Raw genomic sequence first — 15,056 nt, forward strand, 5'->3', positions numbered from 1 at the left:
GAATTTGTGGAATTTTAAATGTATACCTCGGGAGTTTTTCAGTTAACCTTCAGTACCAGATGAATAATATGCATCCAATAGTGAAATAAAATTCACTTTATCAAGTTCATTAAGTTGATTAATTCCAGCCGCTGCTTTTCGTCCCCCGCCAGTCGCAAAACTTGAGCAAATTTCGTCTGCACCCGTTCTGTTTGATAATGGTGCCCGTAAACTTACCGTGTAAGACTCGCCACCTTGGTTTTTCGTTAATACTGCTTGCGCTCGGTTTGGATCTTGATTAACGATTTCATTACCAAATACGCCACTGATGCGCCTTGCCCAAGTCTCACCTGGTAGTTCAAACACACGTGAGACTTCACTTTCATAAACAGGAGCAAGGTTTGCTAACTGCTGGCGATCATTTTGATAAGCAGCTCGTAGTCGATAAAACACAGAGTCTTTATCATCCAAAAGATCAAACGGATTCGGGTATTGATAAAGGGTTTTGTAGAGCTCAGCTGGCGTGAAATGCAAATCACTCAGTGACGAACCGTAACCGTTGTAGTTAACCAAGGTACCTAGCTCTTCTAGAAACTCTTTTTGAGATTGAGCGAATCCATTTTCATCCGCTAGCCGCGCCGCCACCGTTTTTAGATTGTCGCCAAAGGCAGCTGCGATTGCCCAAGCCACATGCGCACCATTCAGCTTCTGGTTAATCAGCAAGCTCGTGCAGCTCTCTGCCGCGGTATCAATCAGAGTATCTAAATGCTCAGAAGTTGGGACATCCCCTGTTCGGTGGTGATCGCAATAAAATACATTAATGTTGGCGTCTAGCAGTGAGTGCAGTGCAGGCAGGTTTTTCTCCATCGATACATCTAAAACGGTCACGGAAGACACATCGCCTTGCTTGCCCAGCTCCATCATTTGAATAACAACTTGAGAGACCAACTTAATATCACGCTTTACACCAGTAATGAGCACGCTCTCTCTTGGCTCACTTAATCGCAGCTGTAACAACGCGATTATGCCATCTGCGTCTCCGTTGAATACGTCGTAGTGCATGTTGTTCCTCTTCCTATAGATTTAACCGTTTGCCAGAAACGCGCCAATTCGTTTGTGTGTTCGATAGTCTGTCATTATTTTAGTTATATTTCACAGATACTTAAGTCTATTTTGGAATGCCTTATTCTCATTAGATTCAAAAGATAAACACATTAATAATATTGTATGACTTATATCACAGTAAACGAATACGAAAAGATTATAAAATAAGCGCCTCCCACTTAATGATAAAGAGACGAATGAACACTACCACCACTCTTGTTTATGACACTTTGAAAAGCCTTGCTGCTCACGCTCCTGAGCAACATGCCGAGATTCGCCAGCGTTTATATGAGCAGTTGAGCCTGCCATTTAACAAGCAGCTCTCGTTATACGCTAATGTGCTTGGTCCTATCAGCTCAGGTAAGTTAGCGGGATGTGACAATATTGATAAAGCGGTTGAACTGGCACTGGATGTGCTGGAAGGCCGAAATAAGTAATTCCCCTTTAAATACGTAATATAACGGCCCAGATCTTCCCCCAGATCGGGCCGTTTTTTTATTCTTGTCTTTTATCTAACTGAATTTCTGATACAAAAAAGGCGCAGATGATCCACGCCTTTGGTTTAGTTCCTTCTGAATGTTTACGAAGTCTTGAACTGTGCGACCGCTTGGTCCATGTCGTTCGCTTGTTCTGCGACTTTGTCCACTTCAACTAAGCAATGCTGCGCCGAAGCGTTATTGTCATTCGAGATAGTGTTCAGCTCAGTGATTGAGTCGCTCACTTGCGCCATTACTGCGCCCTGCTCTTCAATCGCTGAGGCAATACGTTCTGAATTGCCTTGAATGCTTTCCATATCACTCAAGATAAGTTGCAAGCTTGCATCCAGCTCTTCCGAATCTTTCAGCGTTAGTTGACCTTGTTGATTACACTCGCCAATCTCTGTCATCGACGCCTGCATCTGGCTTTGGATTGCACTCACCACTGAGGTTATCTCTGTGGTCGATTGATGCGTTCTGCTTGCTAGTGCTCGTACTTCATCGGCAACTACCGCAAAGCCACGACCTTGTTCACCCGCACGTGCTGCTTCAATTGCTGCGTTCAATGCCAATAGGTTAGTTTGCTCTGCAATGCCTTGGATGATATTTACTGCATCGCCGATTTGGTCAACATGATGGTTCAGTGAGCTGATTGAATCTTGGCTGCTTGAAAGGCGTTCAGACAACTGGGTGATGTTGCTGATGGTTTCAACCACCACTTCACGGCCTTTATCGGCATTCACTTTCGCTTGATGTACACCTTCAGCCGCAACCGATGTGCTTTCAGAGATCTCGCCAATGGTGAGTACCATCTCTTGAACTGAGGTTGTCATTGTAGAGGTGTGATTTGCTTGAACTTCAAACTGTTTGATTACTGACTCTAGCTCATCATGCATGTTTGACGTGCTTTGCGTGAGTTGCAGTGATTTGGATTGCGATGCCGCGATAAGCCCTTCAAGTTGATCCAACAGTTGGTTGAAGTATTGACCTAGCGTGCTGAGTTCGTCTTTACCATCTAGATGTGAACGAATAGACACGTCGTTTGAATTAACGATATTACGGATCACCGAAAGCAGTGACTCAATTTTGCCAATGATAGAACGGACGATTAACCAACTGAACAGAATGATCGACACAAGCAGTGTGACGCAAAGGATGTTGTTGATCAGCGATAGTTTGTCCATCTCTTGCTGCGTTTGTTGGTCTAGCACCGCCGAGAACTCCTTAAACTGCGTCTCGATAGCGTGTGAACTAGAACGAGCTTGCCCAAGCAGACCTTCGTTATGCTTCAAGCCAATCACGCGCTTCTGTTCAACCACTTGGCGAGCAGCGTCTATCAAAGCCGCTGAGTTACTCATATTTGAAGTTATAGAAAGAACACTCGGGTCAAACTCCCCCTTCTCAATTAAGTCATTGAACAGGTAAAGTTCGATTTTTTGTTCAGCACTGGCTGTCGCGCTGATGTTATCGAGTAAAACATGAAACTCGCCTAGCAGGCCTTTGTCACGTGCTAGACCATAGACTTCGCTCGCTTTTACTAGATTAACAAAGCTGGTGTGGTAAGTTTCGATGTCTTCACGTAGGTGTGTGCTGTTGGCTAAACCTAAATCACTGAGCACTGTATCTAGCTCAGATTCAGACGCTAAGAATTTGTTGTAGTTTACGTCGAACTTGTCGAGGTATTTCATATCGCTACGCAGTAAGAAATCTTTCTCGTTACGGCGAAGGTTGAGCAAACGCACTTCAAGTTCTTTGGTTATTTGTTTGGCTTCGCTCATTTGAGCGGTGGTGTCTGCAAATTGTGATGTGGTAAACAACAGTGAAATCATGCCGAAGATGGAGAACATCCCCAACGAATAGAGCTTTTTCTTTATGTTCATATACGTGGCTCGTCTTTACTAAATTAACTATGAGTATCTAAATAAATCGCATCAAAGAATGGATATCCAACTTGCGCGACCTGATTATTGTTATGGTTTTTATATCGATAATGAGCGTCTAAAACTGTGGCTTCTAAGTCCACTAGCTATGACGTTCTTAATTGCATTTAAACAGCAAATGAAACAGCCAACTAAAGTTAAATTTATCAATAACACAAATTTATTACATGTACATTAGTTGAATGATAAAAGTGAGAGACAGCTATTTGACGGAGCGTAAAGGCTTGAACACCTTGCTATGTAAGGCTTTGAATTAAAACACTTTGGGCAATTATTGACCTTAGGATTGGAAATGACACTTTTTTGGCTCATCAGAGGAGCAAGAAAAAAGAGCAATATTGGAGGTTTTGACTTGATTTTTAAACGGTGAATCCATCGATTGGTGATTGTACAGTCGATCGTAAATGGTAAAAAAAATGGACCTACTCAATTCGAGTCAGGTCCATTTTTGGATTTCTTAATCAATAGCTTTTCAGCTAATTAGTTAGGCTGCGAACTTAAGGCTGACTAAAACGCTTTCACCATCTTGGTTAGGCACTTCAATAACACCGCTTTCTCGTCTTCTTCGATCTCTTGCGTCAGCTCATTAACCAAATTCAAGTGAAGCTGGTTATGGTGAACGTGGATCTTCTGACCTTCATCAGTTAATGCCACCACAATTGCACGACGGTCCGTTGGGTGTTCATGGCGTTCAATCAATTCGGCTTTAACCAACTTTTCGATTTGAACAGTAAGTGTACCCGTGGTGATGCCCAACTTTTCAGCGAGCTCTTTCATTCTTAACGCGCCATGCATACCAAGTACTTCAATGGTGTGTACTTGAGCCAGGGAGTAACCCGTCTCTTTGACAACAGACTGCTCCCACGAAGACATTTTATCGTAGAACTCAGTCAGTATTTGGTTAAGCTGTTCTATATTTCGCATGGTCGTTTGAATGCACTTCAAGAGTAAGATGATTAATCTTATCAAACTTGGCGAGCATTTGTTTATATTCAGAGACGGTTTTATCACTGTTTGATTCAAGAGTAATCGCTGCTGAGTAGTGATGCCCACTCACCTTCCACATATGGAAATCGGTGACCGACGCATAGGGCGTTAAGGTTTCTGTCACTGAGTCACGATAATCTTGGTCGATATTCTCATCAAGTAGGATTGGACTGGTTTGTTTCATAAGGTTCATCGTCCACTTGGCAATCACGAATGCGCCAACCATTCCCATTGCTGCGTCTAACCAATTCCAACCGTAAAACTTACCAAATAACAGCGCGACAATCGCAAGCAGCGAAGTTAGAGTATCCGCCAACACATGCATGTAGGCTGCGCGTAGGTTGTGATCATGATGGTGTCCGTGGTGCTCACCATGTTTATGACCATGCTCGCTGTCGTGATCATGACTATGTGAATGACCGTGATTCTTACTATGATTGTGGCTATGCTCGTGTCCGTGATCATGATGGTGATCGCCAAGTAAAAACATACTCACCACATTCACAGTTAAACCAATACAAGCAACGATGATCGCTTCATTGAACTGAATTGCTTGCGGGTTAAACAAGCGATGTACCGATTCCACCAGCATCAGTAATGCCACAATCCCCAATGCAATCGCGCTGGTGTAGCCCCCTAACACGCTGACTTTACCGGTACCGAAAGAGAAACGTTCGCTCTCGGCATGTTTCTTCGCATATCGGTATGCAAACAAAGTGATACCAAACGCTGCAGCATGCGTACCCATGTGCCAACCATCGGCAAGCAATGCCATCGATCCGTAAATAGTGCCCGCAACGATCTCAACAACCATTGTAACGACGGTCAATAACAGGACATAGAACGTGCGTTTCTCACCTTGACTGTTGTGTGAAGAAAAGTTGTGTTGGTGACGTGTTGGAAAACTCAAAATGGCGTCCTTAGCTGATGTTTGTGGTTAGATTATCGTTGTTAATAAAAACCCTTTGATTGACAAGTAATTTGAGAATCAAAGTAATTAATTGAAATTTAGTTTGATTGTCAAACTTTGTCAACGATGAATTTTGAAACTCTGATTTGCGGGACGAATAGTTGATGGTGCGTTCTAGATTATTCCAGCGCTTATTGATTCAGTAAAAACGAGGCTTTGCAGGGACAAAAAAGCCCACGCGAGGTGGGCTAATTAAATCAAACTTAATGATTGTATTTATTCGTTTTGCAATGAAATAATCTCATCATTCACCCACCCTAACAACTGCTTGGTCGCTTTCGACAAGACTTGGTTCTGCCTAACAATATAACCAAGGCTGGTGCTAGAAAAGTTCATCAACGGTGTCACTTTCGAATGCAGATGCTGCTTGGTTGATACCGCGAACTCCGGGACAATCGCCACGCCAAAACCGGCTTCTGCCCAATCGATTTGAGCGTCGACACTCCCTACTTCCATCACCCTGTAATTCGGGAGATTAAGACTCGGTAAACCTTCATCAATGAAGTCGCGGGTTCTCGTATCATGACCCAGTAGAATCAATGTGAGCTCTGCATCAGAGTCTTGGATGTTAAAACCATCGCCAAGCGCACACCAAGAAAGCTCTTGCAGCTTAGTGAAATACAATGACTCGTTGTGCTGCTCTTTGGCGATAACAAAACCAATATCCGCTTGAGCATTTTTAACTAAACTCGATGCCTGAGATGAGGTGGTATTCAAGAGCGTAAGGTCAATACCGGGATACTGCGCTTTGAACTTCTGGAAAGGGCGAATTAGCAAGAATCGAGAAATGATGTCACTTACGGCAATGGTTAACGTCCCTATTTTAAGGTCGTTAATGGCATTGAGATCAGCCTGACAAATCTGCAGTTCGAGTAGCGTTCTTTGGCTTGTTTCCAATAGCCGTTCACCCGCTTGAGTCAATTGAAAAGGGCTTCTCTCTATCAACTTTATGCGCGTTTGTTGTTCCAGTTGTTTTAGGTGCAAACTCACATTGGGTTGTGTCATGTGCAGTGCATTGGCCGCTTTCCCGAAATGCTTGTACTCCGCAAGCGTCACAAACGTCTTCAACAAATTAATATCGAGCATCATGTCCTCTCTCGTGTCACTTATTTCATTCCCAAAAAATGAAGAATGCCCCAACGTCACTCCCTACAGTGAGAAACGAACGCGATAGGGAATCTCGCTTGTGGTTTGAGATTCCAGATACCTCGTTCCTCTGTTCTGGAATGACGATTGTTTTGACGTTTCTCTGCTAATCATCGCCATTCACTAAAGTAAAGAATACCCTCACATCGTCATTCCCTACAGTGAGGAACGAACGTGATAGGGAATCTCGTTTATAGCTTAAGACTTTAAGGATATATGGAATCCTTATCAAGATAATAAAGATAATTAATTTCTCTTATCCACCTTGTAGGCCTAATATGATTTCTCAATCAGTTAGGAGAAAAATTATGCCATCTATCGTTGTTGTGGGCGCAAACTGGGGTGATGAAGGCAAAGGCCGCATCGTCGATTTTTTAGCAGACCAAGCTTCTGCTAGCATTCGTTTTCAAGGCGGAAACAATGCGGGTCATACTGTGGTAAATGACTTCGGTACATTCAAACTGCACCAACTACCTAGTGGTATTTTTAATCCTGATTGTACGGCGGTTCTTGGCCCTGGCATGGTGATCAGCCCAGCTGCGCTAACTGAAGAGATTGCAGAAGTACAAGCTGCTGGCATCAAAGTGAAAATGGCAATCTCCGATCGTGCGACACTGTGTCTCCCTTTACATGCTCTTGAAGATACGCTTGAAGAAGAGCGTTTGGGCGATGGCGCTTACGGTTCAACACGTCAAGGTATTGCACCAGCGTACGGCGATCGTGTAATGAAAAAAGGCATTCTTGTCGGTTGGCTGAATCAACCTGAGATTTTAGAGCAGCGTATTCAATTCCTACTTGATTGGAAGATGCCTCAGCTTAAAGCGCTATACCCTCAATGTGACTTCTCTCAGACTGCATCTGAAATGACAGAATGGCTACTTGAAGTAACTAAAGCGTGGCGCCCGTTCATCTGCAACGTAACTGAGCCGCTTAAAGCACTGCAATCACAAGACGCAAACCTACTGTTTGAAGCTCAGTTAGGCGCAGGTCGCGACCTTGTCTACGGTGAATACCCTTGGACAACGTCTTCGAATGTAACTGCAGCTTATGCAGGCATTGGTAGCGGTTTACCTGCCCTTCGCCCTGAGCGCGTTATTGCTGTTGCTAAATCGTTCAGCTCGTCTGTTGGTACTGGCACGCTAGTAACAGCAATGGAAGAGCAAGACAGCTTCCGCGAAAGCTCTAACGAATACGGTGCAACAACAGGCCGCCCACGTGATATGGGTTACTTCGACGCGGTAGCAACTCGCAACGGTGTTGATCTGCAAGCTGCAACGGAAATCGCACTGACTAAGATCGATTGCCTGTCTGGTTTGTCTGAACTTAAGATCTGTACCGCTTACTCAGGTGAGCACACAGAGAACCCAATTTGGCCACAAACGGCTGAACTAAAACCTGTATATGAAGATATGGCTGGCTGGGATGAAGACATCACGGGATGCCGCACGTTTGAGAGTCTTCCTCAAGCAGCACAAGATTACGTTACTCGTATCGAAGAGTTGATGGGTGTTCCAATCGTGATGGTATCAGTAGGTCCAGAGCGCGAACAAATGATCATTCGAGCTTAGTTTAGAAGACTACTACACCCACATCTACATCAAAGCCCACATTCCGTGGGCTTTTTTATGTCTGTCACAAACATCTAAATCTTGTTTTTCTTGTTGAGGTACATGTTTTCATCGGACGACTTTATTAGATTAATGATATTGAAGTTTCGGGAGTCTGCAATACCACAACCATATGAAAAGCCGAGTGAAACCTCATCATCACAACGAAAGCCTTCAATGAAATCATGGAATTCAGCGTGAATTTTTTTGACCAACTCACGAGCATAACCCGGCTCTTCTGAGTGTATGACGACAATGAATTCATCACCGCCAATTCTCGCCGATATCGTGTTGTACTTTGAATTATTTTTAATGCATGACGCAAAGCCAGATATGTAATCATCACCTTTAAAGTGACCATACGTATCATTGATGTATTTCAGGTTATCCAAATCAAAATACAAACAAACAACCTCTCCATCGCTGATGTTTGCTTTGTTGAATTCATGGAAAAAGCCCCTTCGATTAAGCAGCGTCGTCATGATATCAAAGTGACTGTTTTTGTATAAAATCCTGCTCTCTTCTTTTAACAGGATTTCAGAACGCAATAGAGTCGATATGTTCTCAATCAAGTTAACTTGGCTTTCGGTATACGTTGTTGGGCTTAAATCAAACACCAAGAGCACCGCAAACACTTCTTCATCTATATCCCTAACAGGAACCCCGCAAAAAGACTTATAGGCATCCTTACCATTCGCAGAAACGGAATCACCACCAGCGTGACCACTCAAATAGACCGTGCGATTTTCGTTATGCACATACTCACAAAAGAGGCTAATTTTGCTCTTATGTTGGTTGCACGATATGTTTGACGAGCTCCACACACTCTCAGAACCAGAGCAACTCAAATCAGAGATCATGATGATGCCTGCATTAGACGCATCCATTATGTCTCGTATGTTATCCAATATAGATACCCAAGTATCGACATCGATATTCCTTTGCATCCCTTCAGAAGAGAACTTATCAAAAAGCATTAATATTTCTTTAGTATCAGACAGTTAAACTTAATCGAATATTCATTAGTATACGTTGTAACAAAAATCCCAAGAGCGACAATCTAGGGCGGTTATTACCTAGTACTAAGCAACAACCAAGCACTAAGCAGAACCAAGCAACAACCAAACCCTAAATCTTAATTTTCTACTTCAGCGGCATCGTTCGCAGAGGCCCAAATTTCTGAGCGCCGGTTCTTCGCTCTACCCTCTGGCGTTGCGTTAGACGCGATAGGTTCACTTTCACCAAATGAACGAATCACAAGACGGTTTTTCTCGACACCGTCAGCGATTAAGCCATCCGACGTCGTAAGCGCTCTTTGCATGCCCAGCGCTTGGTTATAACCTTCTGCGCCTGTGCTGTCGGTGTGGCCATCAACTGTAATCGAACTGCCGTTAGTCTTTAGCTCAGCTGCGAGCTGACGCAATGCTTTGCTGCCCATCGGCGTTAAGTTATGTTGATCAAAACCAAAATGAAGACGGGCCAACAACCCTTGACGCTCTCGGTTACTGATCCAAGTCTTACAGCCGGATTGGTTCGTACTTAGATTAGATTGACTTGCCAAGGCTTGTTTTAACTCACTGCTATCAGACGGCTGTTCAATTTGTAAAAAGCCCTGTCTGTGTTGCGCGATACCCACGACATCATCAACCCTAACACTATGTTGATATTCACTGAACGCAGTGTCGCAATAGACATTGATGCCTTCTTCCGTATGGGCGACAAGGCTAAATTGCAATGTCGATATGACGATTGAACCGATCATTAACTTTTTCATATTTTCCTCTAGTACAACTTAGTGATTCCGCTTGTTTTTGAGCCTTTACGGATGAGTTCTTCTATCTTTTCAATCAATTCATCGAGGTTAGATACATCAATGATGTCTTCATTTGGATCGACAACGCAGTCTTGAAAACCACTTTGTTGAGATGCTCGAAAATCGATACCAATAACACCTATGTATAAGCCCGGTATTTCATTCCTTGCTTTGTCACACATGCCTCTGTCGACAAGTCCTTTTAGGATGCCGTTATTAGGGCTCTCCTGCCCGTCGCTCAAAATCAGTAGCATCTTGATTTTCTTGTTGTAAGCCTGTTGTTCTTCTTGATCGGAACTGTTCGGGTCACCATCATGGAGAACTTGAGAGCCTCTCAAAATACCCTGAAACGCCGCTGTACCTCCGTCTGCCCACATCGAGTTAATCGGGTCTAAATCTGATAGCTTGTTCGATAGCTGAATGTTGGAAAACTGCGATGAATTTGAAGAACCATGCGCGTTGAATAGTTTTGCTCCACTCACACCATAGAAATCAGGCTTTAACCCTGACTTGTCAGTAAACATGGTCGACACTGATGTCGATAAATCTACATAGTCGTAAACATCGGCAACAAGGTAACGATCGAGACTCATCACATCTTTGATACGCTTAGCGTACTTTTGGTTGTCCGATTTTGGGTTAGGGCAATATGATTTCCAGTACGCACAATCAAGCACATCATCTTCCGAATAGGTTCGCCAGTAATCCCAGTCAACATCGTTGTAGGAATATGGTGATACATTCGTTTTATAGTTGTCTTTGTAGCTCAACTGGCTTGTAGCTCGCGCTTGATTTCCCGAAACGATTTCCCTCGTTCGAACGTTAAAAGGCACAAAGCCAACTCGGTTAAGAAGCTTATCTCCGGTTGTGTCTTCTCCTGGCTCATCGCACACTTCTCCACCGACATAGTCTTGGTCAATCGACGTACAAAGGATCTTGTTTGATATTTCGTCGATGGCCGTTTTCAAATCGTCGATTTTTTTATGTCGACTAGAACCCCATCGTTCATCCATAGAACCAGAAAAATCCGACACGAACACAATGTCGATGTTGTTATCACCCAAGTAAACCGGGTACTTTCTCGCTAATGAACGCCCCGCCAAATCTTGTTGCTGATCAAATGAAGGGATAAAGCTGCTCGCGAACCAAGAGTCGTGCGTGGTCTTAGCATTCACTGTGTATTGAATGTATTCAAGAACCCCTGCGCCCTCGTCTTCCGCTTGGTGGAACCGGTCTGCAGAGAGGTTGGTTGATTTAATGTCACGCACATAGTTTTCGACATATTTGGTTGCTAGCCTGCCAGCCTGATCTTGTTGATCTTCAATGGTCACCGCTATCGCCGCCGCCTCTGCAGAGTCCCTTAATCGGCTGGTTTCTTGAACATAACGTGTGCCTTCAACCGCCCAAAAGGTCATGCCCATGATTGGCACGAGCAATAAACCCATCCAAACCGCTGCTACCCCTTGTTGTCTTTGGAGACTGAGATGCTGGCGATTGATATGGCGGTCATGCTGCATTTTCATTTCATTATCTCCCAGGCATTATTGAAGAAGAGCCAATCTTAACCGTGGTACTGGTGCCACCGTTGAAGAAGGGTTTGAACCAAGAACTTTGCTCTTCACAGAGGCTGATTCGGTACAGTGGATAAACAACGCCCTTCTCCACCGGAGCTAGATCTGCATGCGCGAGAATCGAATCCGTTTGGCAATTTAAACTTCTATATTTGCTTGATGTGAACTCAGCAACATTCGTTTTATTGGTCAACGACTCAATCTTGATCCCCACACTGTCTACTGGTGTATTGAGCATTCGGCTTGCCACTTTCGTCATCTCTAGTAACTCAGTGTTAGTCACGGCTAAGTTCTTTCCTGCCAACACATCGGCTTCAAAATAACGAGTGCGCTCTTTGATAACATTGACTAAAGCAAAGCTGGATCGATCAAGCTTGGCGCGCGCGAGCAATTGATAGCTCAAGTCCGCTCCAAACAGATAAACGCCCCATAAGGCCACAAGAATGAAAACTAACTCAATGGTGTACGAACCTTGCTGGCGCCTTTTAGAATGCACAAGTTGCTTACGGAGCATCATCTTCCCACCCCTCGTGTTCTAAGTTCAAAACCATGGTGCGTGAAATATCGCTGTCAGCGGCACCGGTGAGTTTAATCACAGGTGTATAACGATAAGTGACAGTCATTTCGGCTAAGTCGTAATTGAAGTTCAAACCTTGATCTGAGTGCCCTCTGTTCGCGATAAAATCGTCATAGGTTTTGAAGTACTGACCTGCGATAGAGAACCTTGAGCTATCAATTAGAAAACTCCATAGATTGTCATCGTCTTCAATTAACGATCTGAACTTGTTCTCGTACTGTTCGTTGATCCCTTTACCTTCATATATTTTGGTATTCCTGATGGTTTCTCTAAGCGAATACTCGGTCATGTTCACGACATAGATCTGATAACTCGATTCGAAAATCGCAAAGGTAGCGAAAAACAGAACAAGCGCACCCAACACAAACTCAATCGCCGTGACTCCTTTCTGTTTGTTAAGACGCTTCATCGTTAACTCCTAGTTGAGTTAATTCAGCGGCAATACTCTGGATCTCTTCTGCTGAGAAATCGCCTTTGAGTAACTTTTTGGCCGAATCGATTTGTTGAGTTTTCATCAGCGCGATAGCAAGATTTGCTTTAACGATCTTATTTGCCGGCTCTTCTTTTAAAACCGGAGCTAACGTTTCAATCGCCTGTTGGTACTCGCCATTGGCCATTTGAATCATTGCAATGTTGTTCTTAACAACGACATCGTCGTAGCCACGTAAACGGGCTCGATTAAGCTCTTGGTACGCTTCATCGAATCTTCCAACTTTGGTATATGATACGCCGAGTAACACGTGAATCTGACCTGTTGTATTTCCCGCTTCCACAGAGGTTACATAAGCAGCGATTGCACTTTCGATGTCATTCTTTGCATCAAACACTTGTCCTTCTAACTGGTACAAGTTGGGATTTTCAATTCCCTCTTTTTGCAAGTGTTGAACATAGAAGTCAGCCGACTCGATATCCCCTTTATGGAAATATGCCCAAGCTAGTTTCTCTTTAACCTCTGGATCTTCGGAGCCTTGTGCCAATTCAGCCTTGTAATAGCTAATGAGGCCGTCATAGTTATGCACTTTTTCCATGCTCGTGACGTCGGCAAGCTGCAAGTCTTGTTGTGACGGTGCTGATTGACAGCCGGCCAACACACTAAGCGCTAGACCAATGAGACAGATACGTTTTCCAATCACTGGTAATTCCCCTATATGTTCAATGTCATTTGCATGATGCTCGGTGCGAGAATCAAGATAACGATCGGAAACATAATGAAGAGGATCAAAGGCACACTCATCTTCGCAGAGAGCTTACCCACCTTTTCCTCAACGGTAAGAATTTGAACTTTTCGCATGTCTTCAGCGAGATCACTTAACACACTCGCCACGGATGTTCCGTATTGCAGGTTCTGGATAATGGTCAGTACGAAGCTTCGTACTGGTGGCGTCGGGATACGTTCACTCAGATCATTGAGCGCCTTTTCCAGTCCGTGTATTTTCGCCGAGTCCGATGTGCGTTTAATTTGATAACAAAGGTCTGAGTCAAATTCAGCCAACTCTTTTCCCAAATAGACCAATGCAGCTTCAATCGTCATACTGGTTTGCACACATACCGACATCATGTCTAGCAGATACGGCAGTTGAGCAGAGGTTCTACTGATCAACATCTTACGTCGCATTTGCAACAAGGTATCTGGAACGACAATGACGCCAATCAGCGCGAAAATAACCACGACCAGTTTGTTGGTTGATGTCATATCCCCCAAGAGCACCAACCCAGAAACCAACGCCAATACCAGTAACTTGGCAGGGAAATAGAATTTCGCCCACTCAGTGTTGTAGTAGCCCGCCTCGATCATTTTTTGCTCGAGTTCATGGCGATGTTCTTTACCAAAACGAACGAAAAAACGGTTAACGCGAGAAGGAGCACGAGCCGAGTTGTCTCCAATATAGAGCGCAACTGTCTTATGTCGCTGCTCTTTACGAATAGAGTCGATAATCAAAAAGAGTAGCGAAAAAAACAACACAATTAGGGAAGCCAGTACCATCATGCGCGTACCCCCCTGACTAAAAGCCAAACAATAAACAAACCGAAAAGCTCACTACCCAATACGTAAAACAATACGATTCTTCCCTCTGGATCGTAGAGAACAAAATCCACATTCTCAGGGTTAACGTAGTTAAGAATAATCATAAAAATCAGAGGAATGGCCGCAACGATTTTGGCGGAGATTCGAGCTTCCGAAGTCATCGCCATTTTCTTTTTCTCTAGTGTTCTAGAATCGACCAGCACTCTAATTAACCGCGCTAACACCCCCTTGAGTTGCCCGCCTCGAGCAATATTCGCCCTGATCGTCACGGTAAAGAACAGAAACTCTGGATACGGATAGTTTTTACACGATCGTTGAAGCACAACTTCGGGAGATTCTCCTAACTTCAGTCGCTCTCCCATAAGCTTAAACTCACGGCCAATCGGGTTGTGCATGACATCGCCGACATAACTGATGGCTTGCATTAAGCTGTCACCCGCGGTGACGGCACTCATCAGGATATTCAGCGCATCAGGAAACGTGTTCTCAAAGTCTCGACGCCTTCTTGTGACCAGAAAACGATAGCCGAAAAAGGTAAACATCAAAGATGAACCCAGTACCAACCAAGAGTTGGTGATTGATAGTAGATCAGTAACGATGTACCAAGACGCGATAAGGCTGCCCGTTATATATAAGGCGATGTACAACGACGATCTCGGGCCCAACACCATTAATGTTGGCGAGATGGAATCTTTGAACTTTTGCCAGCCCTGCTTACGTACCAATGACTTCACGTTAATCGCATTAAAGTTTTCAGCTTCCGCTTCTTCGATATTGAAAAATTGGTAAACCTTTTTGACCTTGGAATCTCGGATCAAAAGCAGCACAAACGCGAACAGGATTAATGAAACCCAAAGCAT

15 protein-coding genes are annotated in these 15,056 nt (G+C 44.0%); 2 read left to right on the top strand and 13 right to left on the bottom strand.

What is annotated here, in order from left to right; translation table 11 throughout:
• Nucleotides 1–42: 42 nt before the first annotated feature.
• Nucleotides 43–1,041, bottom strand: coding sequence for a DHH family phosphoesterase (locus AB6E85_RS10340; protein WP_372142538.1), 999 nt, complete (start codon nucleotides 1,039–1,041; stop codon nucleotides 43–45).
• Between the two features lie 239 nt (nucleotides 1,042–1,280).
• Between AB6E85_RS10340 and AB6E85_RS10345 the strand changes: the two genes are divergently transcribed.
• Nucleotides 1,281–1,520, top strand: coding sequence for a PAS factor family protein (locus AB6E85_RS10345; RefSeq protein ID WP_004733935.1), 240 nt, complete (start codon nucleotides 1,281–1,283; stop codon nucleotides 1,518–1,520).
• Nucleotides 1,521–1,663: 143 nt separating this feature from the next.
• Here the strand turns inward: AB6E85_RS10345 and AB6E85_RS10350 are convergent, their stop codons facing one another.
• The 4 genes from AB6E85_RS10350 to AB6E85_RS10365 form a co-directional block, all read right to left on the bottom strand.
• Nucleotides 1,664–3,388: a methyl-accepting chemotaxis protein gene (locus AB6E85_RS10350; protein ID WP_372142677.1), complete on the bottom strand. Its 1,725-nt coding sequence runs from the start codon at nucleotides 3,386–3,388 to the stop codon at nucleotides 1,664–1,666.
• Between the two features lie 618 nt (nucleotides 3,389–4,006).
• The gene (locus AB6E85_RS10355; RefSeq protein WP_059019630.1) at nucleotides 4,007–4,423 is read right to left on the bottom strand and encodes a MarR family winged helix-turn-helix transcriptional regulator; all 417 of its coding nucleotides are present in this window, start codon (nucleotides 4,421–4,423) and stop codon (nucleotides 4,007–4,009) included.
• On the bottom strand, nucleotides 4,401–5,396 hold the full coding sequence (dmeF, locus tag AB6E85_RS10360) for a CDF family Co(II)/Ni(II) efflux transporter DmeF (protein ID WP_372142540.1): 996 nt from the start codon (nucleotides 5,394–5,396) through the stop codon (nucleotides 4,401–4,403). Before dmeF ends, AB6E85_RS10355 begins: the two co-directional genes overlap by 23 nt.
• Nucleotides 5,397–5,672: 276 nt before the next feature.
• Nucleotides 5,673–6,545 (bottom strand): LysR family transcriptional regulator, encoded by an 873-nt coding sequence (locus tag AB6E85_RS10365; protein ID WP_372142541.1) that lies wholly within the window; start codon nucleotides 6,543–6,545, stop codon nucleotides 5,673–5,675.
• 365 nt (nucleotides 6,546–6,910) lie between these two features.
• Between AB6E85_RS10365 and AB6E85_RS10370 the strand changes: the two genes are divergently transcribed.
• Nucleotides 6,911–8,170, top strand: coding sequence for an adenylosuccinate synthase (locus AB6E85_RS10370; protein ID WP_059019623.1), 1,260 nt, complete (start codon nucleotides 6,911–6,913; stop codon nucleotides 8,168–8,170).
• Nucleotides 8,171–8,244: 74 nt separating this feature from the next.
• On the opposite strand, the gene AB6E85_RS10375 is transcribed toward AB6E85_RS10370, so the two are convergent.
• From AB6E85_RS10375 to AB6E85_RS10410, 8 genes are all read right to left on the bottom strand, one after another.
• Entirely contained in the window at nucleotides 8,245–9,186 is a 942-nt protein-coding gene (locus AB6E85_RS10375) for a diguanylate cyclase domain-containing protein (protein WP_372142543.1), read from the bottom strand.
• Nucleotides 9,187–9,344: 158 nt separating this feature from the next.
• The gene (locus tag AB6E85_RS10380) at nucleotides 9,345–9,983 is read right to left on the bottom strand and encodes an OmpA family protein (protein WP_372142545.1); all 639 of its coding nucleotides are present in this window, start codon (nucleotides 9,981–9,983) and stop codon (nucleotides 9,345–9,347) included.
• 8 nt (nucleotides 9,984–9,991) lie between these two features.
• A complete protein-coding gene (locus AB6E85_RS10385; protein ID WP_372142679.1) occupies nucleotides 9,992–11,539 on the bottom strand; it encodes a TadE/TadG family type IV pilus assembly protein in 1,548 nt (515 codons plus the stop codon).
• 10 nt (nucleotides 11,540–11,549) lie between these two features.
• Nucleotides 11,550–12,107: a tight adherence pilus pseudopilin TadF gene (tadF, locus tag AB6E85_RS10390; RefSeq protein ID WP_372142681.1), complete on the bottom strand. Its 558-nt coding sequence runs from the start codon at nucleotides 12,105–12,107 to the stop codon at nucleotides 11,550–11,552.
• Nucleotides 12,097–12,579 (bottom strand): TadE family protein, encoded by a 483-nt coding sequence (locus tag AB6E85_RS10395; protein ID WP_372142547.1) that lies wholly within the window; start codon nucleotides 12,577–12,579, stop codon nucleotides 12,097–12,099. The genes tadF and AB6E85_RS10395 overlap by 11 nt, the downstream gene beginning before the upstream one ends.
• Nucleotides 12,566–13,303, bottom strand: coding sequence for a tetratricopeptide repeat protein (locus AB6E85_RS10400; RefSeq protein ID WP_372142549.1), 738 nt, complete (start codon nucleotides 13,301–13,303; stop codon nucleotides 12,566–12,568). The genes AB6E85_RS10395 and AB6E85_RS10400 overlap by 14 nt, the downstream gene beginning before the upstream one ends.
• An 11-nt stretch (nucleotides 13,304–13,314) precedes the next feature.
• Nucleotides 13,315–14,157 (bottom strand): type II secretion system F family protein, encoded by an 843-nt coding sequence (locus tag AB6E85_RS10405; protein WP_372142551.1) that lies wholly within the window; start codon nucleotides 14,155–14,157, stop codon nucleotides 13,315–13,317.
• Entirely contained in the window at nucleotides 14,154–15,056 is a 903-nt protein-coding gene (locus AB6E85_RS10410; RefSeq protein WP_050621443.1) for a type II secretion system F family protein, read from the bottom strand. The genes AB6E85_RS10405 and AB6E85_RS10410 overlap by 4 nt, the downstream gene beginning before the upstream one ends.

It is taken from the genome of Vibrio sp. 10N.247.311.51 (genome assembly GCF_041467855.1).
Taxonomy (GTDB): Bacteria; Pseudomonadota; Gammaproteobacteria; order Enterobacterales; family Vibrionaceae; genus Vibrio; species Vibrio coralliirubri.

Coding starts and splice junctions, on each gene's coding strand:
- AB6E85_RS10375 (WP_372142543.1), bottom strand. CDS start 9,186: ATGCTTTTTGATAAGTTCTCTTCTGAAGGGATGCAAAGGAATATCGAT.
- AB6E85_RS10385 (WP_372142679.1), bottom strand. CDS start 11,539: ATGCAGCATGACCGCCATATCAATCGCCAGCATCTCAGTCTCCAAAGA.
- AB6E85_RS10380 (WP_372142545.1), bottom strand. CDS start 9,983: ATGAAAAAGTTAATGATCGGTTCAATCGTCATATCGACATTGCAATTT.
- AB6E85_RS10345 (WP_004733935.1), top strand. CDS start 1,281: ATGAACACTACCACCACTCTTGTTTATGACACTTTGAAAAGCCTTGCT.
- AB6E85_RS10405 (WP_372142551.1), bottom strand. CDS start 14,157: ATGATGGTACTGGCTTCCCTAATTGTGTTGTTTTTTTCGCTACTCTTT.
- AB6E85_RS10340 (WP_372142538.1), bottom strand. CDS start 1,041: ATGCACTACGACGTATTCAACGGAGACGCAGATGGCATAATCGCGTTG.
- AB6E85_RS10355 (WP_059019630.1), bottom strand. CDS start 4,423: ATGCGAAATATAGAACAGCTTAACCAAATACTGACTGAGTTCTACGAT.
- AB6E85_RS10350 (WP_372142677.1), bottom strand. CDS start 3,388: ATGATTTCACTGTTGTTTACCACATCACAATTTGCAGACACCACCGCT.
- tadF (WP_372142681.1), bottom strand. CDS start 12,107: ATGCTCCGTAAGCAACTTGTGCATTCTAAAAGGCGCCAGCAAGGTTCG.
- AB6E85_RS10370 (WP_059019623.1), top strand. CDS start 6,911: ATGCCATCTATCGTTGTTGTGGGCGCAAACTGGGGTGATGAAGGCAAA.
- AB6E85_RS10365 (WP_372142541.1), bottom strand. CDS start 6,545: ATGATGCTCGATATTAATTTGTTGAAGACGTTTGTGACGCTTGCGGAG.
- AB6E85_RS10395 (WP_372142547.1), bottom strand. CDS start 12,579: ATGAAGCGTCTTAACAAACAGAAAGGAGTCACGGCGATTGAGTTTGTG.
- AB6E85_RS10410 (WP_050621443.1), bottom strand. CDS start 15,056: ATGCTTTGGGTTTCATTAATCCTGTTCGCGTTTGTGCTGCTTTTGATC.